Annotated in this window: 18 protein-coding genes and 1 tRNA gene; 11 read left to right on the forward strand and 8 right to left on the reverse strand. The window is 45.4% G+C overall.

The annotated features are described in order from the left end of the window. Nucleotides 1–11 precede the first annotated feature (11 nt). A complete protein-coding gene (locus tag AC6H1S_RS03410) occupies nucleotides 12–4,016 on the reverse strand; it encodes a DUF5977 domain-containing protein (protein WP_497565116.1) in 4,005 nt (1,334 codons plus the stop codon). Nucleotides 4,017–4,706: 690 nt separating this feature from the next. Between AC6H1S_RS03410 and AC6H1S_RS03415 the strand changes: the two genes are divergently transcribed. The 3 genes from AC6H1S_RS03415 to AC6H1S_RS03425 all read left to right on the forward strand — a co-directional run bounded on the left by AC6H1S_RS03415 (nucleotide 4,707) and on the right by AC6H1S_RS03425 (nucleotide 7,006). After that, complete coding sequence (locus AC6H1S_RS03415) at nucleotides 4,707–5,351, forward strand: SEC-C metal-binding domain-containing protein (RefSeq protein WP_497565117.1); 645 nt, start codon at nucleotides 4,707–4,709, stop codon at nucleotides 5,349–5,351. A gap of 85 nt (nucleotides 5,352–5,436) precedes the next feature. Further along, nucleotides 5,437–5,688 (forward strand): recombinase family protein, encoded by a 252-nt coding sequence (locus AC6H1S_RS03420; protein WP_497565118.1) that lies wholly within the window; start codon nucleotides 5,437–5,439, stop codon nucleotides 5,686–5,688. Next, nucleotides 5,591–7,006, forward strand: a complete 1,416-nt coding sequence (locus tag AC6H1S_RS03425; protein ID WP_497565119.1) for a recombinase family protein — start codon at nucleotides 5,591–5,593, stop codon at nucleotides 7,004–7,006. The genes AC6H1S_RS03420 and AC6H1S_RS03425 overlap by 98 nt, the downstream gene beginning before the upstream one ends. Nucleotides 7,007–7,449: 443 nt before the next feature. On the opposite strand, the gene AC6H1S_RS03430 is transcribed toward AC6H1S_RS03425, so the two are convergent. Next, nucleotides 7,450–7,523: transfer RNA gene (locus tag AC6H1S_RS03430), tRNA-Met, on the reverse strand. Between the two features lie 127 nt (nucleotides 7,524–7,650). Here AC6H1S_RS03430 and AC6H1S_RS03435 point away from each other — a divergent pair. The 3 genes from AC6H1S_RS03435 to AC6H1S_RS03445 all read left to right on the forward strand — a co-directional run bounded on the left by AC6H1S_RS03435 (nucleotide 7,651) and on the right by AC6H1S_RS03445 (nucleotide 10,839). Next, nucleotides 7,651–8,031: an START-like domain-containing protein gene (locus AC6H1S_RS03435; RefSeq protein ID WP_199138998.1), complete on the forward strand. Its 381-nt coding sequence runs from the start codon at nucleotides 7,651–7,653 to the stop codon at nucleotides 8,029–8,031. Between the two features lie 31 nt (nucleotides 8,032–8,062). Continuing rightward, complete coding sequence (locus AC6H1S_RS03440) at nucleotides 8,063–9,505, forward strand: LptF/LptG family permease (protein ID WP_199138997.1); 1,443 nt, start codon at nucleotides 8,063–8,065, stop codon at nucleotides 9,503–9,505. Between the two features lie 125 nt (nucleotides 9,506–9,630). Next, nucleotides 9,631–10,839, forward strand: a complete 1,209-nt coding sequence (locus AC6H1S_RS03445; RefSeq protein ID WP_199138996.1) for a bifunctional 3,4-dihydroxy-2-butanone-4-phosphate synthase/GTP cyclohydrolase II — start codon at nucleotides 9,631–9,633, stop codon at nucleotides 10,837–10,839. A gap of 104 nt (nucleotides 10,840–10,943) precedes the next feature. Here AC6H1S_RS03445 and AC6H1S_RS03450 read toward each other — a convergent pair whose 3' ends face one another. After that, the gene (locus AC6H1S_RS03450) at nucleotides 10,944–15,344 is read right to left on the reverse strand and encodes a translocation/assembly module TamB domain-containing protein (RefSeq protein ID WP_497565120.1); all 4,401 of its coding nucleotides are present in this window, start codon (nucleotides 15,342–15,344) and stop codon (nucleotides 10,944–10,946) included. A gap of 87 nt (nucleotides 15,345–15,431) precedes the next feature. Between AC6H1S_RS03450 and tsaD the strand changes: the two genes are divergently transcribed. Together tsaD and AC6H1S_RS03460 are read left to right on the forward strand one after the other, a co-directional pair. Further along, nucleotides 15,432–16,433, forward strand: a complete 1,002-nt coding sequence (gene tsaD / locus AC6H1S_RS03455; RefSeq protein ID WP_497565121.1) for a tRNA (adenosine(37)-N6)-threonylcarbamoyltransferase complex transferase subunit TsaD — start codon at nucleotides 15,432–15,434, stop codon at nucleotides 16,431–16,433. A gap of 11 nt (nucleotides 16,434–16,444) precedes the next feature. Next, on the forward strand, nucleotides 16,445–16,660 hold the full coding sequence (locus AC6H1S_RS03460; RefSeq protein WP_199138992.1) for a hypothetical protein: 216 nt from the start codon (nucleotides 16,445–16,447) through the stop codon (nucleotides 16,658–16,660). Between the two features lie 325 nt (nucleotides 16,661–16,985). Here AC6H1S_RS03460 and recA read toward each other — a convergent pair whose 3' ends face one another. The 3 genes from recA to AC6H1S_RS03475 form a co-directional block, all read right to left on the reverse strand. Further along, complete coding sequence (gene recA / locus AC6H1S_RS03465) at nucleotides 16,986–18,002, reverse strand: recombinase RecA (RefSeq protein ID WP_330107712.1); 1,017 nt, start codon at nucleotides 18,000–18,002, stop codon at nucleotides 16,986–16,988. A 144-nt stretch (nucleotides 18,003–18,146) separates the two neighbouring features. Beyond that, on the reverse strand, nucleotides 18,147–18,791 hold the full coding sequence (gene nth / locus AC6H1S_RS03470) for an endonuclease III (protein ID WP_497565122.1): 645 nt from the start codon (nucleotides 18,789–18,791) through the stop codon (nucleotides 18,147–18,149). Nucleotides 18,792–18,842: 51 nt separating this feature from the next. After that, nucleotides 18,843–19,799 carry a helix-turn-helix domain-containing protein gene (locus tag AC6H1S_RS03475; protein ID WP_497565124.1) on the reverse strand — a complete coding sequence of 319 codons (957 nt, stop codon included), beginning with the start codon at nucleotides 19,797–19,799 and terminating at the stop codon, nucleotides 18,843–18,845. 209 nt (nucleotides 19,800–20,008) lie between these two features. Here AC6H1S_RS03475 and AC6H1S_RS03480 point away from each other — a divergent pair, with 209 nt between their 5' ends. Next, the gene (locus tag AC6H1S_RS03480) at nucleotides 20,009–20,593 is read left to right on the forward strand and encodes a hypothetical protein (protein WP_497565125.1); all 585 of its coding nucleotides are present in this window, start codon (nucleotides 20,009–20,011) and stop codon (nucleotides 20,591–20,593) included. 22 nt (nucleotides 20,594–20,615) lie between these two features. Beyond that, the gene (locus AC6H1S_RS03485) at nucleotides 20,616–21,155 is read left to right on the forward strand and encodes a hypothetical protein (protein WP_497565127.1); all 540 of its coding nucleotides are present in this window, start codon (nucleotides 20,616–20,618) and stop codon (nucleotides 21,153–21,155) included. Between the two features lie 106 nt (nucleotides 21,156–21,261). On the opposite strand, the gene AC6H1S_RS03490 is transcribed toward AC6H1S_RS03485, so the two are convergent. Both AC6H1S_RS03490 and AC6H1S_RS03495 read right to left on the reverse strand, forming a co-directional pair. Then, entirely contained in the window at nucleotides 21,262–21,453 is a 192-nt protein-coding gene (locus AC6H1S_RS03490) for a hypothetical protein (protein WP_199141907.1), read from the reverse strand. 173 nt (nucleotides 21,454–21,626) lie between these two features. Continuing rightward, nucleotides 21,627–22,214, reverse strand: a complete 588-nt coding sequence (locus tag AC6H1S_RS03495; protein WP_199141906.1) for an RNA polymerase sigma factor — start codon at nucleotides 22,212–22,214, stop codon at nucleotides 21,627–21,629. Nucleotides 22,215–22,483: 269 nt separating this feature from the next. Between AC6H1S_RS03495 and uvrA the strand changes: the two genes are divergently transcribed. Beyond that, nucleotides 22,484–25,285 (forward strand): excinuclease ABC subunit UvrA, encoded by a 2,802-nt coding sequence (gene uvrA, locus AC6H1S_RS03500; protein ID WP_497565128.1) that lies wholly within the window; start codon nucleotides 22,484–22,486, stop codon nucleotides 25,283–25,285. The last annotated feature ends 27 nt before the right edge of the window (nucleotides 25,286–25,312 follow it).

The raw sequence follows: 25,312 nt of genomic DNA on the forward strand, positions 1-25,312 counted from the left end.
ATGCGTTTCGTTTAGAGGTAGGCGATGTTGTCGAGGTTGATGGTGGCCGTGGCCCCGTTCAGCGTTACGCCGGTGAGCGTATAGGTGGACGTGGTATTGTCGAACCCGGCCGAGTAGGCGCCGGATACCACATAGCAGCTGGCCCAGCCCAGGTCGGTCCACGGGTCCCAGGCCATGCCCGATACCGTGATCACGAAGCTGTAGGCGCCCTGCGGAACGGTGATGCCCGCCTGCAGCTGCGCCGTGTTGTAGGTATAAAGCGTGGTGCCGCTGCCGTCCCTGACCGCCAGCGAAGAGATGTAGGCCGAAGGCGTGCCGCCCGGCGTATAGGGCGTGGTCCAGTTCAGGTAGCTGATGGCCGTTGTGGCCACTCCAGAGCAGGTGCCGTTGGCATTGGCATAGGCCTGCCCCCCGTTGGCCAGGGCCGCATTGGCCAGCGCATTGGCAGCGGCCTTTGAATATGCCGAATAGGTATTGGCAGGTATGGTATAGGTTACCGAGGTACCCGTGCCGGAAGAACAGTTGTTCCTGGTAAAGCTGCCGCTCACGGCATCGTTATAGAAGGTTTCGTGCGCCAGGTTGTATTCGTAGCTCTTGACGATGTTGCCGTCCTGGTCCTTCACGTTCTTCAGCCGGTTGAACTCGTCGAACTCGCTGTACGCGGTCAGCCCCTTGGCATCGGTGGAGGCAGAAATGCCTACCCCGCTCCTGTACACATAGGTGCCCAGCTGGGCGTCTTTGGGATGGATCCGCACGTCGTCTATGGCATCGCCCAGGGCAAGCGTAACAGCGCCCGTATAGGCCTGTTCCCGGTACTTCCAGGTGCCCCCGTCGCGGTACCAGTAGCTCAGCACGTAGGCGCGCGCGTTCGGGATGCTCCACGAAACGTAGAAGTCGCCGCTGTAGAACCTGCCGCCGGTATGCGCCGTTCCCGAACTCGCGCCGCTGTATTCCTCGAAGTTCTCGTGGTAGAACTCGGTCGGCAGCGCGTTCTTCGCTTCGGCAATTACGTAGTTCTTCTGGCCCAGCGCCGTCGAATAGCTGGTGTTGGCCGGATAGGCCCATTGATAGGAAACAGGAATTCCTCCGGCCAGCTGCTGGCTGACCAGGCGCCCTGCGCCGTCGTAGCCGTAGGCCACGCGCTCCTCGTAGCGGCTGTCGCTGAGCAGGCTATTATATTTTCCTCCAGACATCCCTTCGCCGTTGAGCGCGGCTATTCCCTTCGTGGCCAATGCATACTGCTTCACGGGCTTGAAATTGGAGGCGCTGTATTCCGTTATGCCCGCGCTCACCAGCACCGAATCGGCACCTGTCTTCCGCCAGACCTGCTGTTCCCAGGCTGGACGTAGGATATGTGCGGACACAAAGTTGCCACTTACTCCGGTTGTATAATTTTCTGGATATTTGAATTTGCTGATGAGCTGGTCGCCATTGGATGCGGTTGTCCTTGTCATCACCAGGTTCTTGGTATCGGCCAGGTCGTAGCTGTTGTTCGTAACGGTAACCAGCGAGTCGGTGCCTTCGTAGCTCACCTCGCGCGTCTTCTTCGTGTAGAGCCAGTAGGAGCTCATCATCGAAAGCTCGGCCGTATAGTGCTCGAAGGGAGGCGGATACTGCCCGCCGGGCAGTATCGTCACGACGACGTCCCTGTAGGCCTTGACTCCCGTTGTTCCGCCCGTAGCCTTTTCGTCGTATTCGTACTCGGTCTTTTTAACAGGCTTCAATCCCGTAGGCGTATTCTTGTACACTATGACGCTTTGGGGCTGCACGCCGTTGAAGCTGCCTGCAAAAGAGACATAGTCGCTCCGGGTGGTCAGCGTATCGGCGCCGGCCACCAGGTCTTCGAACACCGTATGGTAGTAGTTGGGGTGCCCGCCGTTGACCCCTTCCGAAATGAAGGAGCTCACGTTCCTTGAATTTACCGTCGTTACCTGGTTCAGCTGGCTTGCCGTTATCTCCGTAAGCAGCTTCTCGTCGTATACCGCCGACATTGCAGAACCGCTCGAAAAGCCGGCGGCATCGGTATAGCGGTAGCTTTTCACCGTAGGAAGGCCAATAACCGGATCGTTGGTGATCCGTTTGATGCGGATGCCTCCGACGGCCTTGCCTTCGATGGGCGTAGTACTGTTGTTGCTGTAGCCGAGGGTCGCCGTCATCGACAGCTCGTTTTCGTCTATGAAGGTCTGCACGTAATACGTTCCCGCCGACAGGTCGAAATATTTCATCATGCCACCATTATCCGTGTCTTCTAATATCTTCCACGTGTCTATGAAAGCGTATATTCCGTCTTCTACCTCCTTGTATAGACGAACATCAAAAGAGCCCTTAACGATACCGTCTCCTGTCAGGGATTTGGGATATCGGATCAGGTTGATGCCTACGCGCTGGTCGTAGTTGATCGTAAACTTCCCGCTCTCGAAGTCGGACTCGAAGTGGTCCAGTGGCGGGGCGCCAGTTGGCCGGTAGACATAGCTGGTGAGGTTGCCTGGGATCTTGACATAGTCCTTTCCGTTGAAGCCCACGTTGCCTTCGTAGTCAAAGCTCGTGCTGCCACCGGTCGGATAGGTGATTTTCTTGAGCGCCCCGAACTGCGCCGTAAGCGGACTCGGATCGCGATTGGGCCCATTGGGATAGATATAGTCCGGGATCATGATGTTGCCGAAAGAGCCTCCCTTGTAATAGCCGTAGTGGTCTACAAAGGCCTCCGTCCTGTTTGGATAGGAACCGGTCTCCGCTATGTAGTCGAAAGTATGGACCTGTTTTTTGGTCGTGTCCGGCACTTCTCCCTCCTTCCAGCCCGGCAGTTCTTCCAGGCTCTTCAGCTTGAGGTATTTTTCCAGATAGGTGCCGGTTCCGAAGTAGCCATACCTGAACCTGAAGTTCTTGATAACCTCTCCCGAGTTGTTGTCGGTAACCGTAATGCTGCCAAGGACCGGCGGGCCTGTCAGGATGTCCTGGCGGGAGGCACCCCCCGAAAAGTCCACCGTCTGCTTCTCCGAAATGATCGTTGTCAGCCTGACCGGCTCTATATACGACGAAAAGCCAAAATAGGGTGCATAGAGCTGCGAGGAGCCTCCGCTGGAAACGTCTTCTACCTTTTTGTAGGTCTGGCTGTTGGTGCCCAGCTGCGGGTAGGAAGTGTCGGTCGTATAGAGGAACCGGATGGCCTCGGTATTGGCCGCGTTGGTAATCGAGGTGAGGTACCAGGCCGAGACGTGGTATGGGATGTTGTAGCTGCCCGGGCCGCTGTAGGTAGACTTCGGGCTGGTATGTTCCACATCTCCGAAACTATATTTCGTGCCGTCTTCGGTAGTAATCGTAAAGCCGGCCGCCGATCCGCTGATCTTCAGCTTGGAATAGGGAAACAGGGTAAACACGCCATTTACCAAGGTAAACCTGCCGGAGTAGCCGCCGAAGTTGAAGCTGAAGATGTCGGCCTCGCCGTCATAGCCCCCCTCCATTACACCTTTCAGGAAGCTCTGCATATCGGTGGATTCGTAGCCTCCCGCGGCTACAATCTTGCCCTGCACATAGCTGCTTCCGAACCGTTGGTTTTCCGTATCAACAATATCGTCGACCCGGCCCCTGATCTGGCGGGTGATGACCCCGCCGGCCTGCAGGCTCCAGCCTAGTCCCGTCCAGCCATTGGGCTGTGCGGGCTTGAAGCCGTCGTAGCTGTAGCTCAGCGTAACGGGAACGCTCAGGTCGTGCCCGGACACCGTGTAGATCGGGATGGAAAGATTGGGCGCTCCGCTAGACTGGTTAACAGATGCATCGCCGAAACGGCCCAGGCTTCCGGCCGTAGCCGATGGGCTGATCAGGTCCGTGCGAAGGTAGTTCATCGGATTTTCGGATGTTTTCTGGGCCAGGAGGCTGGTTGGAAGGCCTAGAAGGAGCGCGCACAGCATCAAAAACGTGGCAAAGCGGCCTGGATAGGCTGCCGCATATTTTGTTATGCTGAAAAGCAGGCGGCGAAGGACAGTGTCCACGCCCCTGGTTGGGTAGAGTGTTTTCATCAGATGGGTTTATAGTCGTGGTTCCCGCGGCCTTCATATTCCGGAAAGCGCTGAAACCTGATAAATTTGACAATTCGGGTTCGGATTTGCAAGTTTATTTAAAACTTGTTGCCGAGGCAGATCAGGATGTATCGGCAGTAGTGTTCATAAGCTTAGCTGTCGGTCAGTTTTTTTACATAATGATGGAAGACAGAGGCAGATTCCATAATGAAACAAAAAAATAAGAGCCTGTCTTTTCTACAAACGACAGGACAGGCTACGAATAACGGGACAAGGACTACTATTGGACAGAGCGATGTGACCTAATGAGGACAGAGCCACTTTTAAGTTCTGTACCCGTTTCAGAGAAATCCATATTGACCATAGACCGACCATAAATTAGGGCAGGGACAAGCCCCAAAATGCTTTAACATCTTCAATCTGAATGCCGGTGTCGGCAATTCAGCACGCTTGAAGATCATGGACATTAATACCAAGGAATTTTGGAAGTCCGATTCGCTTTTTTAATTGTACCCAAAAAACCAGGGAGATAGAAGGCGTTAAAAGATGAAAACGAACTAAGTTCAAGCAAGCTATGGCGGAAACATTTGGGCGATCGCTTTCCTTTAGGCAAAGATGAAAAACAGCAAACGAATTCACGTTAGTTTCAGCAGTAGCTGCCGGTGCTTCAGCTTCAAAACCATGGGGTAGGTGAGCGATAGGTTTGCATTTTTCAAAAAAGAGGCGATAGAATTCTGTAGCAGATCTCCCAGCTTTAGTTATATCGAAGTAAATGGCGTGCCGGAGTTTTCGGGTGAACTGCCATTAGCCGATGTAACTGGTGAAATAGTAGATACTTATAACATAAAGGTTGTTGGTGTAGAAGATTACCCATTATGGTTTCCGCATGTATTCGAAACAGGCGGAAGAGTTCCAGTAAATATTGATTGGCATGTTCACGCCGATGGACACTGTTGCATCTGCTCAATACCTGAAGAACTGATAATATGTAATGCGGGCTTGTCGTTGCAAAAATTTATGGACGAACACGTTAAGCCTTATTTTTTCAATCAAAAATACAGGGAGCTGAATGGTTTCTTTTTGAATGAAAGATCTCACGGCAATATGGGAAACCTTGAGTATTTTTTTGATGCATTTAAAACTAGGAATTTATTCCTGATTGTTAGATGTCTCACATATATTAGAGATTTCAGTGAGCCCGGACGTGTACAAAACTGTTTCTGTGGAAGTGGCATAAAGTATAGGAAATGCCATCGAGAAGCATATAGGTCTTTTAAGATGTTGCCAATCAATATATTGGACTGGTTCATCGATTTTATAAAATCGTCAATGTGAAATATAATTTAATGCATTTATGATAGATGTTTTATGCTAAATCGGGATTTGGAACGTTTATTAAAGCGTACCTATATCTATTAAGATGAACGCTGACCTTTATATCAGAGTTAGCACAGATGAACAGGCGACAAAAGGCTTTTCGTTGAGAAGTCAAGAGGACAGGTTGTCTAATTATTGCCAAGTTAATGGCATCGTTATTGGGTCTATAATAAGCGAAGACCATTCAGCGAAGACATTTGATAGGCCTGTTTGGAAAAAGCATTTTTCAGAATGGCAAAAAAACAGAAAGTGCCGTCCCCGACATACTTCTCTTCACCCATTGGAACCGGTTTAGCAGGAACATTGCAGATGCCTATGCTGTTATTGGGCGTCTTAGCGATATGGGCATCCAGCTCCAGGCTATAGAACAGCCGCTTGATCTAAGCATTCCGGAAAACAAGATAATGTTGGCAATGTACCTTGCCTCGTCCGAAGTCGAAAACGACAGGCGTGCGATTACCGTTAAGCAAGGAATCCGAAAAGCGAAGCAAGAAGGACGTTGGACCGGCCTTGCCCCCAAGGGGTACCGTAACCAATCAGACCATTCTGGCCGGAAGACCATAGTTCCAGTGGCTGCCGAGGCGGACCTAATAAAAAAGGCATTCGAATTAGTAGCAGAAGGAGAGAAAACAACCTATGAAATATACAGGCAGATGGTTTCTTGTGGTCTGGTTTGCAGTGAGAGCCATTTCTGGAATATGTTGAGAAACCCCGTTTATTGCGGGATGGTTACGGTTCCTCCATTTGAAAAATACCATTCGTATACCGTCAAGGGGATTCACAAACCAATTGTAAGCATCGCCCTGTTTTCTCGGGTTCAAAAGATGCTGAAAAGCCGTGAAAACAAACCCAAAACCAGATATGATCTCGATCAATTTCTGCCCCTTAGGGGCTTGCTGGTCTGTCCAAAGTGCGGAAGGTGTCTTACGGGCAGCAAATCCAAGGGAAACACACAGAGCTATTTTTATTACCACTGCCAGGCTCCCTGTAGGTTTCGCACATCTGCAAAGAGAATTAACGACTCCATCGTCAATGAACTTCGACAGCTTCGCCCTGCAGAGCATTTTTGCTATATGTTCGGCGAAATCCTAAAGCAAAAAAGTTCCGAAAGGATGAATAAATATAAAGCTAAGCAAAAAGAACTTTCCAGAAACATAGATAGGATTGTAGAAAGAATTTCGAGGGCAAAGGCTGCAATGGACAAGGGAGAAATAGACCTAGACGATTTTGTCTGCATAAAAAAGGAATGCAAGAGGACTTTAGATATGGCTGTGGCGGAATTTGAAGAAGTGGTTGCTGCTCTGTCCAATTTAAAAGGAAAGCTCAAAAAAGTAATGTCATCCTTTACGGATCTCGGCACGTTTTACCGGAAGTGCGATATACAAACAAAAAAGAGGCTTCTCCGTATCATTTTTACAAAACCTTTTTTGCCAGTCGACGAAAATATCCGGGCATATGGCAATAAATGTTTTAAACGGATTTTTATCTCGAAGTCTCACAGCAGTAATTTTTTTCATAACAACATGGCAGATGAGGATGCCAGAGAAATTTTAAATAGCATCGCAGAAGTCTTGTTGGAACAATATTCTGTTGAGAGAGTACGGATTCCCTAGATTTTAATTTGCTCTGCCGTCAACAATGTGACTTTGCTCTCTTCACCAATTCAGGAACTGTTTTAAGTATGGTGATAGTGAGGTCATTGACGTTTTCAGGGTATCCAATTAGAAATTACAGATTAATATGGGTTCGATGTGTCCTTAAAATTTTATCGTTTATCGAGAAGATACGGAAACAGACATTTTTTAAGTGTTTGATTTTTAGTTTATTATGAGTTCGATCCTTCTCGGGGGTAGTGCACAAGGATGTGTTTTTTTACGTCCTAACCATAATGTTTTGTGGTGTAAGTTTCTGATTGTCAATTGATTGATTGCTTTTTGTGGTCAAAAAGACGAAAAATGGCTTTTTTAGCTAAGAGTTATCGTCAATTTGTTGATTTTTAGCAATATATATAAATAAATAGGGCTGATATTAAGAAATACCAGCCCTCGGAAAAAAGTAGCGGGGAGCAGGATCGAACTGCCGACCTCAGGGTTATGAATCCTGCGCTCTAACCATCTGAGCTACCCCGCCGGGAAAAATAATATCAAATGTTGAATACTATTTTTTAAAGAGTTGCAAATATAGAATAAATTACTTTTCTTTAGAAACAAAAATTAAAAAAATAGTCCATTATTTTTACAGATAGCGGTGTTTAAGGATGTCAGAAAAGAAAAAATTTAATCTAGAATATGAATTGAGGTCTTCTCCACGTATACTGTTCAGCTTTATCAGCGAGCCTAATGGGCTGTCGCAATGGTTTGCAGACGATGTAGTTTTCAGAGACCAAACCTATACCTTTACCTGGGATGGAGAAGTGCAAAAAGCCAAGCTGCTAAGCGTAAAAGAAAACAAACTTGTTAAGTTTAAATGGGTTGACGATGATCCGCATTGCTATTTCGAAATGGAAATCGTTCAGGATGAACTGACCAACGATGTTGCCCTTGCCATTACCGATTTTGCTACCGACGAAACCCTTGCCGAAAAAAAACAAATCTGGGATAACCAGATCACTTACCTAGTTAGCGTTATCGGAGGCTAATTTTTTCGTCGGCTTTGCCTATCTTTGTATATTGAAAAAGATACACCTACTGCTGATCAAGGCATTTATCAGGCCATTTTTCGTCACATTTTTTATTGTGATGTTTATCCTGTTGATGTTCTTCCTGTTCAAGTACATCGACGATTTGATCGGAAAGGGCTTCGAGTGGTATACCATTGCCGAAGTTATGCTTTATGCCTCAGCCGCCAATGTGGCTATGGCTTTGCCACTGGCCGTGCTGCTTTCCTCTATCATGACCTTTGGCAGCCTGGGCGAAAACTATGAGCTCGTGGCCATCAAATCGGCCGGTGTTTCGCTGCAAAAGGCCATGCGGCCCCTGTTTGTCTTTATCATCGGCCTTTCTTTTGCCTCTTTTCTGTTTTCAGATTACATGCTGCCTAAAGCCAACCTCAAATATGGTTCGTTGCTGTATGATATACGCAATAAAAAACTTTCGTTTCTGATTAAGCCTGGCGTTTTTAACAACAGCATACAGAATTATGCCATGCGCGTAGAGCGTAAAGGCGAAGGCGCAATCGATTCTTTGTATGGCATCATGATCTACGACCATACCGGAACCAACGGCATTCCTAAAATTATCCTAGCCGAAAAAGGCAGGATGGCCAAAACCAGCGACGACCAATACTTGGTGCTGAGCTTGGTAAATGGCGTACGCTACGAAGAAAATACAGGTAACGGTTCCTTTAATCCGCACCAAACCTTAACCCGCATGCGCTTTAAGCAAACAGAAGTGAAGTTTGACCTGGGCAGCTTTGGCGGATTTAATCGTACCCAGGAGGCCAGTTTCAAAAACAATGCCCCGATGCTGAATAGGAGAGAGCTGCTGCATCGCGAAGATTCGATCAGGAAAAGCCTCGATAGCCTTAATAAAACCACCAAGATAAATGCCTCTGCCTATTTTAAGCAAAACGAAATGGCCAAAGGCTATACCAAGGTTAAGGTGTCGGCTAAAGTCATCAAAGGCTCTATCTTAAATGCTATTCCTAAAAACCTGCGCATACAAGCGGTGCAAAGTGGCTACGATCAGGCCGAAACCGTCAAGCAGATTGTGATTAACCGTATTTTGGATTTCGATTTCAAATCGAAAGAAATTATCCGGGCGCAGATCGAATACCAGCGTAAATACACCTTGGCCGTTTCCTGTTTGTTGCTGTTCTTTATTGGTGCTCCTTTGGGTGCCATCATCAGAAAAGGTGGCTTGGGCCTGCCGGTGGTTATAGCCATTGTCTTCTTTCTCATTTACCATATTCTTTCTACCGTGGCCGAAAAATCGGCTAAGGAAGGGTCGCTAGATCCAAATTTTGGCATGTGGGTGGCCATCATCATTTTAACGCCTTTAGGCATTTTCCTGACTTATAAGGCAACGGTAGACTCGGCTTTGTTCGATATAGACTATTACAAACAGCTGATCGTGGGCCTGTTTAAAAAGAAAGAAAGCAAAAAATCAGACTAAACCAGCGCTATTCCTTACTTATCAATGATATTTTAAGCCGATTTATTGTCGGCAAAGGTTGTAACTTTGTATTGCGGGAGCCGGTTAAATGTTCTGCCCCCGCCAATTTTTTGATCAAATATAAAATGGAAATAAAATTAAATACCATAGACGAAGCACTAGCAGAAATCAGGGCTGGCAAAATCATTATTGTGGTAGACGACGAGGATCGCGAAAACGAAGGCGATTTTATCACAGCTGCCAGAAACGTAACGCCAGAAGTAATTAACTTCATGTCTAAATATGGAAGAGGACTTATTTGTGCACCTTTAATCGAGGATCTATGCAATGATTTGAAGCTCGACCTTATGGTACAGAACAATACCGTTTTGCATCAAACGCCATTCACCGTATCGGTCGATTTGATTGGCCACGGCTGTACAACCGGCATTTCTACTCACGACAGGGCCAAAACCGTACAGGCCTTGATTAATCCGGATACCAAACCTGAGGATTTGGGTAGGCCAGGGCATATTTTTCCGCTTAAGGCGCGTAGGGAAGGGGTATTGAGAAGAACAGGGCATACCGAAGCCACCATCGATATTGCCCGTTTGGCAGGTTTTGAGCCTGCTGGCGTATTGGTCGAAATCATGAACGAAGACGGTACGATGGCACGTTTGCCCGATTTGATGAAAATCGCCGCGCAGCACGAACTGAAAATCATCTCGATCAAAGATTTGATTGCCTACCGTTTGGCGGCCGAAAGCCTTATCAGGGAAGAAGTTACCGTAAATTTGCCAACCGAATGGGGCGATTTTAAAATGACCGCTTACACCCAATTGAGTAATAATGCGACCCACTTGGCCATTACCAAAGGCGAATGGAAAGAAGACGAACCTATTTTGGCCCGCATCCATAGCTCTTGTGTTACTGGCGATATCTTCGGCTCTTGCCGTTGCGACTGCGGTCCGCAATTGCACAAGGCTTTCCAGATGATTGAACAAGAAGGGAAAGGAATCATCGTGTACATGAACCAAGAAGGCCGGGGCATTGGCTTGATCAACAAGTTGCGTTCGTATAACCTTCAAGATGCAGGTTTTGATACGGTTGAGGCCAATATTAAATTGGGCTTTAAAGGCGATGAACGCGATTATGGCGTGGGCGCACAGATATTGAGGGCGCAGGGCGTAAGCAAAATGCGCTTGATGTCTAATAATCCTACCAAAAGAGCAGGCTTAATTGGCTATGGTTTGGAAATCATGGAAAATGTGCCCATCGAAATAGAAAGCAATAAGCATAACGAAACCTATTTGAGGACCAAACGCGATAAAATGGGTCACCAAATCATGAAATAAAACAAAAAATCCGAAGCCTAAGCTTCGGATTTTTTTATGCTCATTGGTCGGCCAAGTAGCAGCTCTAAACTGCCAACTGGTTATTGAAAACCGCGAACCGTAAACTATCTTTTCGGATTGTTTTTCTTGCTCTCGTTCAAAATGGCTTCCTTGTTCACCTTTTCTTTTTGAGCCTGTTCTTGCTTTTTCTTCTGTTCTTTACGGTATTTGCCGGTTATTTTTTGCAGGAATTCCCTAAACGAATCAAACTGCTGACTGTAAATCAGGCCAAAAGAAGTAACGTTGGCATTAGGATCGACCCCAGGATTGGCAAAAATGCTTTGTTGCGTTGGCGGCTTGTTGGCCAGTTTGCCCACTAGCGTTCCGTCTTTTTTAATCAAGCCTAAAATCTCCACCTCTTTGCCCACATTGTCTTTAAACAAGCCCACCGAATAATCGGTAGAGCTTTTGGTATTATCTACGATGCCTGCATTAACAATAATACGGTCGTTAAAGAATTTAAATGAAGCGCTGGCTTCGTTAAAAGAACGGATGTTAATGTCGACAAAGTTGAGGTTTAAAGACGAAAGGAGGTTGTTGAACTGGTTAAAAATCAGCTCGCTGGCAGTGCTTGTGCCCACAGAACCCAATTGTTGGCCCAGATTTTCCTTTCCCGTACCCGGTGCAAACCTGCGTTGGATAATCAAGCTCAAGGCCTGCGTATTCAGGTTGTTGCCGTCGTTAAAATACGACTGTAGCTTTTCTTTGATGGCAGGATTGGCCGGGAAGAAAATATCCAGTTTGATGTCGGGTTGCAAAAGCAGGCCGCTGAGCCCCATTTCTACCTCGGTTTGTACCCTCTCATTCGTGCTCGACGATTGATCCTGATTGGCTGCGGTATACAAATCGGCAGTGCTGGCCCTCAGGGCATAAATGGCTTTGAGGTTGATTTGCGCATTGGCTGGATTGCCTGTCCATCGGATCGTTCCGCCCTGTCGAATTTCAAAACGCTTGTTGATGACTTCCTGGGCTGTAAAATCGAAAAGACCGCTTTCAATGATATAATCGCCTTTCATTTCAAAATCGCCGCCGCTGGTAATGTTCAGCTCCAGTTCTGCATTTCCCTTGCCACTCAGCTTGCCGAGCACCGTATAAATATTGGCTATCGAGTTAGGGTCTACCCGCAGTTTGAAATTCATTTTCAAGCCATCAAAACTCGTCTGCTTCTTCACGGTTTTGGTGGTGTCTTTGCTTACAAAAGTGATAAAGTCTTTATCCGAAATGGTTTCAGAACTGTTTAACGGCAGGTTAAAGATGGTCCCCTTTTCTGTTTTGGCATCAATGTTAATCAGCATGCTGCTGGTTGGACCATTAAAAGAAAAGTCGCCTGTGGCATAAGCCCTGCCGTAGTAAAGCGAATTGTCTTTTGAAGTAGTATTGAGTGCCATAAAGTTGGTGGCATTGATTTGAACCCTGATCGTAGGGTCGTCGAGGTTGTTCAGGTCAACCGTTCCGTTGGCTTTAGCTTCATTGCCTTCGGCATCTTCCAGCACCAAATCGTTAATTTGGATTACACTATTGTCTATCTGTATCTTATCGTTGAGGGTGTAAGGAGTTTTCAGGTAGTTTACAGTCACTTCGCCACGATCAAAAGAAACATCGCCGTTAATGCGGGGCTTGCTGAGCGGGCCTTTTACCGTAAGGTCGGCAGAAATATTGCCCTTAAGGTTAGAAACCAGCTTTTTCACAAAAGGTTCGAGCACGGTAAGCTTGCTGCCGTCCATCTTTATGGCTAGGTCTATGTTTTTCTCCTTCAGGTCAACACCACCGGTTATCTTAAAGGTTTCTCTATTGTCGGTCATGATCTGCGTATACACGTTTACCGCATTTTTTGCTTGATCATAGGCCGAAGTGTCGGTTAGGCGGCCAATGTAAGTGTCGTTAAAATTCAAAGAATCGATACTCAGGCTATCCGTAATTCGCGGCGTTTTCAAAATGTCGTACAATCGCGTTCGGCCATTTACCTTTCCGGCCAATTTGATGCCCATGGCTTTCACAAATGGATTGAGCGTTTTGAGGTTGAAGTTTTCGAAGCCTACCAGCAAAAGGTCTTTGGGGTCTTCAGAAAGTACACCGTCAACCGAAAGCATCTGCTCGCCATTGCTGAGCGAGAAATTGTCGATGGCCGTTTTGCCTTTGTTGAAATTGATGCGTACCTTTTCCTGGATGTTCCAATCTTCGCTGTTGATTTTGAGGATGGAAGGCAGGATGCTGATTTTCGCGCTGTCATTTACAAACTCTACCAATCCGTTCAAATCGAGTTGATTGGCGTCGTCGGCATTAGACATTTTTAAGTTGAGCGCCAAGCTGTCGTTTCGCAACACATTGGCGATGTTCACGTTTTTAATGTACAGGCTGTCGTTCAGGTCAACACGGTCGGAAGTGATAATGGCTTGTAGCTGCTTGGCCGTAGTGTTTTCCTCCAGGATGATGTTGTTGGCAGTAATGCCTTTGTAAGTGAGCTTCCTGATGCTGCCGTTAAGCGTTGCCGTGTTGTTTCTCGAATCGAAAGAGCCGATCAAAATGGCCTGGTCGTCGATGGTCAAGCCCGGTGCCACCAGTTCGGCAATCGGTTCAAATCGTTTCACCCGAAGGTTAAAATCGAAAATCTGCGTTTTATAGTTGATAATATCGGCCTTAAGTGAAGGAATATAAGTTTTGGCAATGGCCTTGTAGTACGACACAATAGTGTTGAGGTCGTACTGGCCTTTGATACTCGCGTCGAAAATATCGGATTTAATGGCCAAACTTCGTTCCTGGCCAATGCCTTTGGCATTCAGCTGCACGGAATCGATATGGTATATTCCCTTTTTGTTGTTCAGCGTAATGTGCTGCACAAGCAGATTGCCTTGGATGTTGTCGAGGTTATTGCCTGAAAAGTTAGTGCTGAAATCCGCATCTACTTTTAGCGAATCCTTGTACAGTTTTAAAGTCTTTAAACGGGCATTGCGGATATTGGCCTTGAAATTAAATACAGGCAATGCCGGATTGAGGTTCACACCGCCATCAAAAGTCAGCTGTATGTTTTTGTCGTTGATCTTAAGGCTGCCGTCGAAATATTTTTTGTCGAAAGTGCCATCAATTTTAATGTTGCGATAGCGATAGCCATTGAAATCGATATAAGTTACATCGCCGTTCAGCTGTTCGGTTAGTTCTTTCACTTTATCGCCTTTGCCTTTCACGTAAAGTGCAGAGGTAATGCGCCCAAGATTTTTTTCATTGAGCAGATCGCCGAGGTTGAAATCAAAAGTCTGTACGTTTCCAGTATAGGATGGAGTGCCTTTCTTGTCGATTTTCATGTTCACGTCAGACTTGAAGCGCCCGAGGTTAGTCTTGAATTCGCCATAAGCAATAAAATCGTTCTGGAAACCTGTAAACGAACCATTGAAGTTTACGTTGCCGAACTTGCTGACGATTTGCGGAATAGAACGCATCGGTTTGCCGGTTACATCGGTGAGGATGGCTTCAAGGTCCTTTTTGTTGGTGCCGGCCAGTTCTATTTTCATGTCCATAAAGGTCTGTTCCCAATCTGGCAAGCCCTTCATGGTAAAATCGCCTTTAATATAAGTGGCCTGGCCCGCTTTGAGGGCAAGCTTTTTGGCTTTTAAGTCGCTTACATAACCGGTAATCTGCCCGTCAATATCAAGGTCGAGTTTCATTTTATCCAGTTCGGGAGCAAAATAGGCTACGTCTCTCGAAGAAATATGGCTTCCCTTAAAATTGGCCTTCATCCTTACCTTGTTCACATAATCGTTGAAGTCTTTAAACCGGCTGAACTTCATCTGGTAGTAATCGGTTAATCGGCTTTGGTTGGTTACCAGCAATAGTTTTTGCAATTCGATCTGGTTGGTATCGACGGTGGTAAAAGCACTCAGGTTTTTGAGATAAAAGCCACTTTTTTCCCTGAAGGTCAGGTTCTTGATGTTGGCCTGGATAATATGGTTGTTGGTGTTCAGTTTTTCGAAAATGCCATTGAGCTGTTTCAGGTCGATGTCCTCAAAGTTTACGCCTTTCACAACCGTGTTGATTTTAAGGTTCTTGTACTTAAAAGCTACATTATTGAGGATAACCCGGTTAAACAAGAACTGGAATTTCTTTTTCTTCTTTTTGGGCTTTGGTTTTTGGCTAGGTGTGTCAAAGTAATCGATAATGAAATCGAGGTTAGAGGTGCCGTTTGGATAGTCCTTTAAAAAGAAAGCGCCGTTGTTAACCTGAACCGTGTTGACATCCAGTATTCTCTCTTTTAAAGAAAATTTGTTAATGTCGACCAAAAACTTGGGGAAATTGGCCAAAGTGTCTTTTTGTTGGTCAAGTACGACCAGTTTTTCGAGCACTACCGATTTAAATGGCTTTACATAGAGTCCACCGATCGAAACGGTGGTATGAAGTTCTTTGGATAAATAAGCGGCTGCTTTTTGGGCTACATAGGTCTGTACGGGCTTAAACTGAAGCGAAAATAGCAACACGCCAAGCAACAATATAATTGATGCGACAACCCAAAGCAGTATTTTTAATAGTTTTTTAATAATTTTGTAGCTTAATAATCTTTAACCGTGCCTATCATACTTGCCATAGAATCCTCATGTGATGAAACTTCAGTTGCCGTTTGTAACAACGGCAAAATTACTGCCAATGTTATTGCAAACCAAACAATTCATGAAAATTATGGTGGCGTAATTCCAGAATTGGCTTCAAGGGTTCATCAACAGAACATTGTGCCAGCGGTACAGCAGGCCTTGGCCATTGCTCAAGTTGACAAAAACGAGTTGGATGGGGTTGCTTTTACACAAGGACCCGGTTTGTTGGGGGCTTTGTTGGTAGGTGTTTCTTTTGCCAAATCGTTTGCATTGGCACTCAATCTACCGCTTATTTCGGTTAACCATATGCAGGCACATATTTTGGCTCATTTTATCGATGATCCGAAGCCTCCGTTTCCGTTTTTGTGCCTGACTGTGTCTGGCGGACACACCCAAATTGTATTGGTGAAAGATTATTTTGATATGGAAATCGTGGGCGAAACCCTGGATGATGCAGCGGGAGAGGCTTTTGACAAGACTGCAAAAATTCTCAATCTGCCTTATCCTGGTGGCCCATTGATTGATAAATATGCCCAAAACGGCAATCCTTTAGCCTTTAAATTTCCTGAACCGCAAATTCCCGGATTAAACTATAGTTTTAGCGGGTTTAAAACAGCTATTTTGTATTTTGTTAGAGATCAGCAAAAAGAGAACCCCCAATTTGTGGAGGAAAATCTAGCCGATATCTGTGCGTCGGTTCAATTTAGTATTGTCGGCATTCTGTTAAATAAATTAAAAAAAGCGGCTAAGGAGTACGGAATTAAGGATATTGCCATAGCTGGAGGTGTTTCGGCCAATTCTGGATTAAGAAATGCACTTCAGGACATGCAGAAGGAGTTAGGCTGGAACGTTTACATTCCCGCGTTTCAGTATTGCACAGATAATGCAGGGATGATTGCTATTGCTGGTTATCATAAGTTTTTGGCTGGCGAATTTGTTGGGCAAGAAGTTTCGCCGATGGCGAGAATGAACTTTTAAAAAATAAAATTATGGGAACGACGAGTTATGTGTTTTTTGGTCTGCTGCTTATTCCATTGATTGTCTTTTTGATTTGGATGATTAAGCAAGACAAAAAGAAAAACTATTTGGGATTGTTTTTTCTTTTGTTCGGCATCGTTATCGCCCTTTATACCATCATCAAACTGGATAAAAACTTTATGGAGAACAATGGCCAAGTAGCGCCTAAGTCTTCAAGTTTTAAATAGGTTGGGCCAGAATGCTTATTCGCTGATTGATTGTTGAATTGGCCAATGGGCGGTTGATGGGTAAAAACTGAAAATTCGCCGGAAAAAAGATGGCCTCGTTACTTTGGCTTCGCCGTGGCGAAGGGTTGAACATGCCCATCTGTCTTGTTATTTGCTTTTCATCTTCCATGGATTGATCGGGGAGATTAATCAAGGCAAGGGCAACAAAAAAGCCATCTTATCGACTGAGCGAACAAAGAGTTATCTTGTCTTGGCAAACATATAGATTGATCTCCCTTCGTTCGCTCATACGAGCTGATGGCATTGGCTGTAAATTATTTTAAGCCTAAGCTTCTTTGTCCTCCAGCTTATCTCCGGTTACCTCTTCACGGATTTTAGCTTCGATTTCTTCGGCTAATTCCGGATTGTCTAATAGCAATTGCTTCACGGCATCTCTTCCCTGTCCCAGTTTGGTATCGCCATAAGAGAACCAAGAACCTGCTTTTTTGATGATGTTGAAGTCGACGCCCAGGTCGATGATTTCGCCGGTTTTCGAAATGCCTTCACCAAACATGATGTCGAATTCGGCAATACGGAAAGGAGGAGCCACTTTATTTTTAACGATTTTTACCTTAACACGATTTCCAGATACTTCGTCAGAATCTTTGATTTGAGAAGTTCTACGGATATCTAAACGTACCGAAGCATAAAATTTAAGGGCGTTACCACCGGTTGTGGTTTCCGGATTACCGAACATCACGCCGATTTTTTCGCGCAATTGGTTGATGAAAATACAGCAACATCCGGTTTTTGAAATGGTTCCGGTTAGCTTACGCAAGGCCTGGCTCATTAAGCGGGCCTGTAAGCCCATTTTGCTGTCGCCCATTTCGCCTTCAATTTCGGCTTTTGGCACCAAGGCTGCCACCGAGTCGATAACGATCACATCGATAGCGCCCGAACGGATCAGGTTATCGGCAATCTCCAAAGCCTGCTCGCCATTATCTGGTTGCGAAATCAATAGATTGTCGGTGTCTACGCCTAGTTTTTTGGCATAAAATTTATCGAAGGCATGTTCGGCATCGATAATAGCGGCAATGCCACCTTTCTTTTGGGCTTCGGCAATGATGTGGGTGGCCAAGGTAGTTTTACCTGAAGATTCTGGGCCATAAATTTCTATGACACGGCCTTTAGGAACGCCACCAATGCCCAAGGCAATGTCTAAACTGATGGAGCCGGTAGAGATGGCATCCATGGTTTCTACGGCTTGGTCGCCCAATTTCATGATTGAGCCTTTGCCGTACGATTTTTCTAATTTATCTAAGGTAAGCTGTAACGCTTTAAGTTTTTCTGTGTTTGGGTTCATGTCTGTAAATCTGAAAGTAAATGTAAAATAAATATCGGCTAATAAAAAGCGGTAATGCTAATAACTTTAGCAAACATATCAATTTAAATTTAATATGTACAAATAAAATTCGATTTATTTTTTCAACATTGCCGAATAGCTAAATTATTTAGCTTTGAAATGTTGCTCAAAATACTTGCAGAAGTGCGTAATTTCGCAAATGCTGCATTTTGGGTTTCGGGCCACGCAAACATAACGGCCGTGCAGGATAAGCCAGTGGTGGGCAGTAGCAATCGTATACTCGGGCAAATGTTTCACCAGGTCTTTTTCTACGGCCAAAGGCGTTTTGCCCCGGGTAAGCCCAATTCTGTTGGCTACCCTGAAAACATGCGTGTCAACGGCCATGGCGGGCGCATCGAAAACTACCGAAGCGATTACATTTGCCGTTTTTCGGCCAACGCCCGGCATTTTTTGCAGTTCTTTCACGTCGGACGGCACTTGGCTGTTAAAATCGTTGACCAGCATGTTGGCCATGCCTACCAGGTGTTTGGCTTTGTTATTGGGGTAGCTCACGCTCCTGATGTAATCAAAAACCTGGTCTGGTGTAGCCTCAGCCAGCGATTTAGGATGAGGGTAACGCTGAAAAAGTGCGGGTGTAACCTGATTGATGCGTTTGTCGGTACATTGCGCAGAAAGAATAACGGCCACCAAAAGCTGATACGGGTTGTTGTAGTGCAGCTCTGTTTCGGCATTCGGCTGCTTGGTGGCAAAGTGGGCCACAAATTCTTGGTAGCGTTCTTTTTTGAGCATGTACAAATATAGGTATGTTAGTTCATAGTCCATAGACTAATGGCCATTGGCCTATACATTGATTTCACCGATCAAGGCATCGCAGGCAGCAAAAGATTCGTAGAGGTATTTGTTGCGGTGCTTTTCGCCCTGACCGCTAAAGGCAATCGATTTATTGATGAGGCCCTGCATCCAACGCTTGGTTTGCTCGCAATAAAACTGGTCGTTGGTTTTGAGGTAGTTAAAGGTATTGAACCGGTTAAAGCAAAGCATGCTTTCCTTAAAATCGACCAGGTAGGCAATGCTGCCCAGTACATCGCAATTATACCAGTTAAAAGTATGGTCGGGATCGATGGTTTTTTTGCTGCTGATGGCATACATATTCATGTCGGTTAGGCAGTAACGCACTTGTTCTACCACTTTTTCGGCTAGTGCCTTGTTGCTGATGTAGCCGGCCTCGTAAGCATATCTGATTTGCTCGATGGTGCCATGAACAGTGTCTTTGGCCCAGATTTCGGTGCTCGGTATTTCGAGGTAAAGCTGATGCAACTCCTGCGAAAGCGCCATAATTTCGTCGGTAAGGGTAGAACCGTCGAATTTGAGCTCGCTGTTATTGGCGTTGTTGGCCCAGAAAAACAGCTTGAATGCCGTTAACTCAGGGTATTTGAAAAAATGGAAAATTGGGATGTCGTCGGTGGTAATGGTGATATGCTTGGTTTTGCTTTGCTGGATGAGCTTGAGATTGGCCAGCAAATCGCCAAGGTAATTGACCATGTTGAGATCTTCGTTAACGCTCAAAAAATTGAAGGTTACGCTAGATGATTGGTTGGGGTTATAAATGAAGGGTACATTAAACGTATCAGACAGTTGAACCACCTGCTGCAGGCTGAGCGCACTGCCGCCTCTTATCTTTTTGTAGGCTTCGTTCATGCTGATATTTAAGGCATCGGCTACACTTTGGGCCAAATTTTGGTAATCAGGGATGGCTGCCCTGAGTCTTTCGAAAAATGAAACCTGAAAATCTGGCATAAAAAATCCCGTATAAAGTTAATCTCCACTAATTTAATAATTTTTTGGCTCTCTTGATATGATTTAAATAATTTTTAAGATTAATATTTTGAATTTTAATGCTATGTATTTCTTTTAAAGATTTGTTTTTGATTTGAAAGGTGCTTTTAAGGTTAATTTGACAGTTTTGGATGTGTTAATTTCGATCAAACCATTAAAACTTAAAACACATGAAAAGCAAATTGTTATTAATAGCCGGCCTGTTTGCGTGCCATGGGGCGATAGCACAGAAAACCGGTGAGGAAACAACCTTTAACAACCTTTACTTCTATGCAGAGTATGGGCAAACGAAAGGCTACCAGCACCTGTTCCAGGGTGGCGTATACCTGCAGGCAGAAGGTTCTTACCTCAAAATAAAGTCGGTAAGTGCCTTCAGCTACAATACGGATGCCGAGAAGCAGCTGTACCAGCAATACTATTACGATGGCGGTCCACCACAAGAAAACGTAGGCTTTCAAGATGTCAGTTTGATGGTGGGCAAAGGCTATAGGTCGCCGAAGCGCCATCAGATCCAATTTGGCGCTGGACTGTCGGCTTTTTTCAAGACGGATAAAGACGAGGCTTTCAATAGCCGAAAGCAGGCCTATCAGCCCGACCGCTTCAAGACCAGATTCACGGTTGGCTTGCCTGCCGAGCTCAGGTATTCGTTTCAGTTCGGCAGAAGCTTTGCTTTTAGCGTTACAGGAACCGGCAATGCCAATTTTCTTAAAAGTTATGCTGCCGTTTCCGCAGGGATAGCCATAGGTATGTATTAACAAATCTTCAAGCCAAAATTACATGAAATCATCTTTTTTTATCGTGTTGGGCTGTTTCCTCTTTGCCTGCACAGTCCGGGCGCAAACAGATAGTCTGCACCTGCCCAAGCGGTTTTACGCTTATGCCGACCTGGAACTCGGAGGTTCGCAAGGCGATGTGTATTGGCAGTTTTCGCTGGCGGTACAACAAAACAACAACTACCTCAGGCTAAAGGGATCTGACGTTTTTCAGCTCAACTTCGGCAATAAGCCCCTGCCTGGTTTTGGCGATATTGCGCTTATCACGGGCAAAAGCTATACCTTGGGCAAGTACCATAATTTTAAATTAGGTACGGGCCTGGCGCTAACCCATTACCGATTTGATATAGGCTATGGAGAAACCATCAAAAAAGAAACGATCGGCTTGCCCGTAGAAGTGAAATATTGCTATATGATTGGTTGGACAGCTGGATTCTCCCTGTCTTTTCAACATAATTTCAATAAGCTAAAAAGCTATAACGCCATTACTGCAGGTTTGGCTTTTGGATTTTTGCGCGAAAGGAAAAACAGCTTAAAACGTTGAAAAAGTTCGATTTTTTAACTTAAAATATGGTTATGAAAGCTATATCACTGCTGGGATATAGCTTTGGGCCAATAAAAAAGTCCCGGCTCTTGCGCGGGACTTTTAATTACTTTTTCTTCGAGTAATCCAAAATTTTTTGGATGGTTTCGTTGGAAGGCTCTTTAACCAATTGGTCAAGCTTAGACCTGATGCTGTTGTAGAACAACAGATTCTGTTGGTCGCCCTCATCAACCGCCTTTTCTACAGGTTGCAGACTCGAGAAGTTGGAAAGATCATTTAGTGTAGAGGTTTTTGTCATACGCAGTGCATTTATTTAATGTTTACAAAGTAAACGTAATTGCGTATGTTTTATTTCGTGGCCTTTCAGAAAATTTTAACATTTTCCAAATTAAATTTTCCAAGAGGCCCACATGTGCTCAATGGGCAAAATTATACACTACCTGGCTGTTAAAAGATTAGTACTCAGCCTGCTTAAAGTCCTCGCGGACTTACCTCTTTCACCTTCATCATTTTGCGCAAATTGCTGAGTGCATAGCGCATGCGTCCCAGGGCGGTATTGATGCTTACGTCGGTGAGGTCGGCAATCTCCTTAAAGCTCAGGTCGGCATAATGGCGCATAATGAGCACCTCTTTCTGTTCGTCGGGCAACAGGTGTATCATTGCTCTTAGATCGAGGTGGGTTTGTTCGCGCAACATGCGTTCTTCGGCACTTTCTTCGTGTATCTGCAAAAGATTGAGCACATCTGTGCCGTCGGCGCTGGTAATGACCGGTGCGCGTTTCTCGCGGCGGAAATAATCGATTACCAAGTTGTGCGCAATGCGCATTACCCAAGGCAAAAACTTGCCTTCTTCATTGTAGCGTCCACTGCGTAAAGTATTGATGACCTTGATAAAGGCATCCTGAAAGATGTCTTCGGCCAGGTACTGGTCTTTTACCAATAAATAAATGGAGGTATATATTTTGGATTTATGCCTACGAAGTAATTCTTCTAATACAGATTCTTCTCCGTTAAGATATAGCTTCACCAAATCCTGATCACTATGCTGCTGTAATTTCATAGGAGTGCGTATACTAAAATTCTTCTCGTTTTATTAAATTAAAATAATAAATAAGTAGCTTTTTAATCTATAGCAGCTCTCCTTGTTTTTAAAATACAGTTCCTAATTCGTGTGAGTTATAAATTCAAAAGAAAGACTTTTTTTTGAATATCCAACAATAAATCTGCTAAAATTTGTAAAATTTTATAAAAGGCCGCTTATTTTTAGAGGGGTTGAAACCAAAATCGTAATTTTGGGGTTATATTAAATCAGAGCTAAGCAAGCGGCACATGAGCAAGGAAATAGAGAAAGATCCACACCATCATATCATTATCAAAGGCGCCAGGGTACACAACCTCAAAAACATCGACGTAGCCATTCCGAAGAATAAACTCGTGGTGGTTACCGGCATGTCGGGCTCCGGAAAATCTTCTCTGGCCTTTGATACCTTGTATGCCGAAGGCCAGCGTCGTTATGTAGAAAGCCTGTCGGCCTATGCGCGCCAGTTTATGGGGCGGATGAACAAGCCCGATGTAGATTACATCAAAGGTATTGCGCCGGCCATTGCCATCGAACAAAAGGTAATTACCTCCAATCCGCGCTCAACCGTAGGTACTTCAACCGAAATATACGATTACCTCAAACTGCTTTATTCGCGTATCGGTACCACTTATTCGCCCATTTCGGGTCAGGTGGTTAAAAAGGACACCGTAAGTACGGTTGTCGATTTTATCGTAAGCCTGGGTACCGATAGTGTAGCTACGGTATTCTGCCCTTTGCATCCACACAACAATAGAACCATTAAAGAAGAATTGGCTGTATTGTTGCAAAAAGGATTCTTGCGGGTTTATTTCAATAACAAGATCACCAAAATAGAGGATATCCTCGAAGATCAATCCATCAAAGACGTTAAACTGGCCGATAGCGATACCATCAAGATTTTGATAGACCGCATTGTGGTTAACGAAGAGGAAGAAACTCTAAGCCGCATGGCTGATTCGGCACAGACCGCATTTTTTGAAGGCAAAGGCGATTGTTATGTAGAACATGATGGCAAACAGACCTTCTTCTGCGACCGCTTTGAGCTGGATGGCATGAAGTTCGAAGAGCCTAGCCCAAATTTCTTCAGTTTCAACAACCCTTATGGGGCCTGCAAACGCTGCGAGGGTTATGGAAATGTAATCGGGATAGATGAAGACCTGGTTGTTCCAGACAAGAGCAAAAGCATTTACGATAATGCCATTGCCCCCTGGCGTGGCGAAAAAATGGGCGAATGGCTGAAACGCTTGGTTAAAAATGCCGAGAAATTCGACTTCCCCATCCACAGGCCTTACCGCGAACTGACCGAGGCACAGCAGCAGCTGTTATGGACAGGCAATAGCTATTTTGCGGGTCTGGATCAGTTTTTTAAGGAATTGGAAGAACAAACCTATAAAATACAGTACCGCGTAATGCTTTCGCGCTATCGTGGCAAAACGGTTTGTCCCGATTGCAAAGGCACGCGCCTGCGCAAAGATGCTTCTTATGTGAAAATAGGAGGCAAGTCTATTTTAGAAATGGTGCTGATGCCTTTGTCTACTTTGTTGCCCTTTTTCGAGCAGCTCGATCTTAGCGCCACACAGGCAAAAATTGCCAAGCGTTTGCTGGCCGAAATCTCCAATCGGGTGCTTTACCTCAACAACGTAGGTTTGGGCTACCTCACCCTCAACCGCTTGTCGAATACCCTGTCGGGAGGAGAGAGCCAGCGCATTAACCTGGCCACGTCGTTGGGCAGCAGTTTGGTGGGTTCGGTGTATGTGCTCGACGAACCGAGCATTGGTCTGCACCCAAGAGATACGCACCGTTTGATCGGGGTACTCGAATCATTGCGCGATGTGGGTAATACCGTTTTGGTGGTTGAGCACGAAGAAGAAATGATGAAGGCCGCCGATCATATTATAGATATTGGTACCGAAGCAGGTACACATGGCGGCAACCTGGTTTTTAGCGGCACCTATAAAGAAATTATTAAAGACAAAAACTCGCTTACCGGTAGGTATTTGGCCGGCAAGGACGAAATAGCCGTCCCTGCCAAAAGAAGGGAGTGGCGCGACCATATCCTGGTAAAAGGTGCCCGCGAAAACAACCTGAAAAATATCGACGTCAAGTTTCCTTTGGGTGTATTTACCTGTGTAACGGGCGTATCGGGTTCTGGCAAAACCAGCCTAGTTAAAAAAATACTTTATCCCGCCCTGCAAAAAGCCATAGGCAATTATGCCGGCGAGCAAACGGGTGCTTACGACGGACTTTTTGGGCATATCGACCTGGTTAGTGCCGTAGAAATGGTAGACCAAAACCCGATCGGCCGTTCGTCGCGTTCTAATCCGGTCACTTATGTAAAGGCTTGGGACGATATCAGGGCCTTGTTTTCGGCATTGCCATCGGCAAAGGCTGCCGGACTTAAACCTGCGGCCTTCTCTTTTAACGTAGAAGGCGGCCGTTGCGAAGTTTGTCAGGGCGAAGGCGAGGTGAAGATTGAAATGCAGTTTATGGCCGATATCTTTTTGCCTTGCGAAGCCTGTGGAGGCCGGAGATTTAAGCAACAGGTGCTCGATATTACTTATCAGGACAAAAATGTATCCGATATTTTGGATATGACCATCGATCAGGCCGTCGAGTTTTTTGCCAAGGAACCCAAAATCCTGCAAAAACTGCAACCCCTGGTCGATGTGGGCTTGGGCTATGTACACCTGGGGCAATCGTCAAATACGCTGTCGGGCGGGGAGGCGCAACGCATCAAATTGGCTTCCTTCTTAATCAAAGGCAACAATGCGCAAAAAACCATGTTCATTTTTGACGAACCTACCACAGGTTTGCATTTCCACGATATCAAAAAATTGCTGAAAGCCCTGAATACCTTGATCGAACAAGGCAATACCATTTTAGTGATCGAACATAACATGGACATGATCAAATGCGCCGATTGGGTAATCGATATCGGGCCCGAAGGTGGCGATAAAGGCGGAAACGTTGTATTTGAAGGCAAGCCAGAAGATTTGCGCCAGGCAAAGGATTCTTATACAGGTCAATTTTTAAAAGCTCATTTGAAATAGTATCTTAGCGAACTTATGCTCTTTTTG

It is taken from the genome of Pedobacter sp. TM02 (assembly GCF_059705275.1).

What these genes read in the sequence shown, in the direction of transcription:
- AC6H1S_RS03410 (WP_497565116.1), bottom strand. Translation starts at nt 4,016, where the DNA reads ATGAAAACACTCTACCCAACCAGGGGCGTGGACACTGTCCTTCGCCGC.
- AC6H1S_RS03420 (WP_497565118.1), top strand. Translation starts at nt 5,437, where the DNA reads ATGAACGCTGACCTTTATATCAGAGTTAGCACAGATGAACAGGCGACA.
- AC6H1S_RS03435 (WP_199138998.1), top strand. Translation starts at nt 7,651, where the DNA reads ATGTCAGAAAAGAAAAAATTTAATCTAGAATATGAATTGAGGTCTTCT.
- AC6H1S_RS03445 (WP_199138996.1), top strand. Translation starts at nt 9,631, where the DNA reads ATGGAAATAAAATTAAATACCATAGACGAAGCACTAGCAGAAATCAGG.
- AC6H1S_RS03460 (WP_199138992.1), top strand. Translation starts at nt 16,445, where the DNA reads ATGGGAACGACGAGTTATGTGTTTTTTGGTCTGCTGCTTATTCCATTG.
- recA (WP_330107712.1), bottom strand. Translation starts at nt 18,002, where the DNA reads ATGAACCCAAACACAGAAAAACTTAAAGCGTTACAGCTTACCTTAGAT.
- nth (WP_497565122.1), bottom strand. Translation starts at nt 18,791, where the DNA reads ATGCTCAAAAAAGAACGCTACCAAGAATTTGTGGCCCACTTTGCCACC.
- AC6H1S_RS03475 (WP_497565124.1), bottom strand. Translation starts at nt 19,799, where the DNA reads ATGCCAGATTTTCAGGTTTCATTTTTCGAAAGACTCAGGGCAGCCATC.
- AC6H1S_RS03480 (WP_497565125.1), top strand. Translation starts at nt 20,009, where the DNA reads ATGAAAAGCAAATTGTTATTAATAGCCGGCCTGTTTGCGTGCCATGGG.
- AC6H1S_RS03485 (WP_497565127.1), top strand. Translation starts at nt 20,616, where the DNA reads ATGAAATCATCTTTTTTTATCGTGTTGGGCTGTTTCCTCTTTGCCTGC.
- AC6H1S_RS03490 (WP_199141907.1), bottom strand. Translation starts at nt 21,453, where the DNA reads ATGACAAAAACCTCTACACTAAATGATCTTTCCAACTTCTCGAGTCTG.
- AC6H1S_RS03495 (WP_199141906.1), bottom strand. Translation starts at nt 22,214, where the DNA reads ATGAAATTACAGCAGCATAGTGATCAGGATTTGGTGAAGCTATATCTT.
- uvrA (WP_497565128.1), top strand. Translation starts at nt 22,484, where the DNA reads ATGAGCAAGGAAATAGAGAAAGATCCACACCATCATATCATTATCAAA.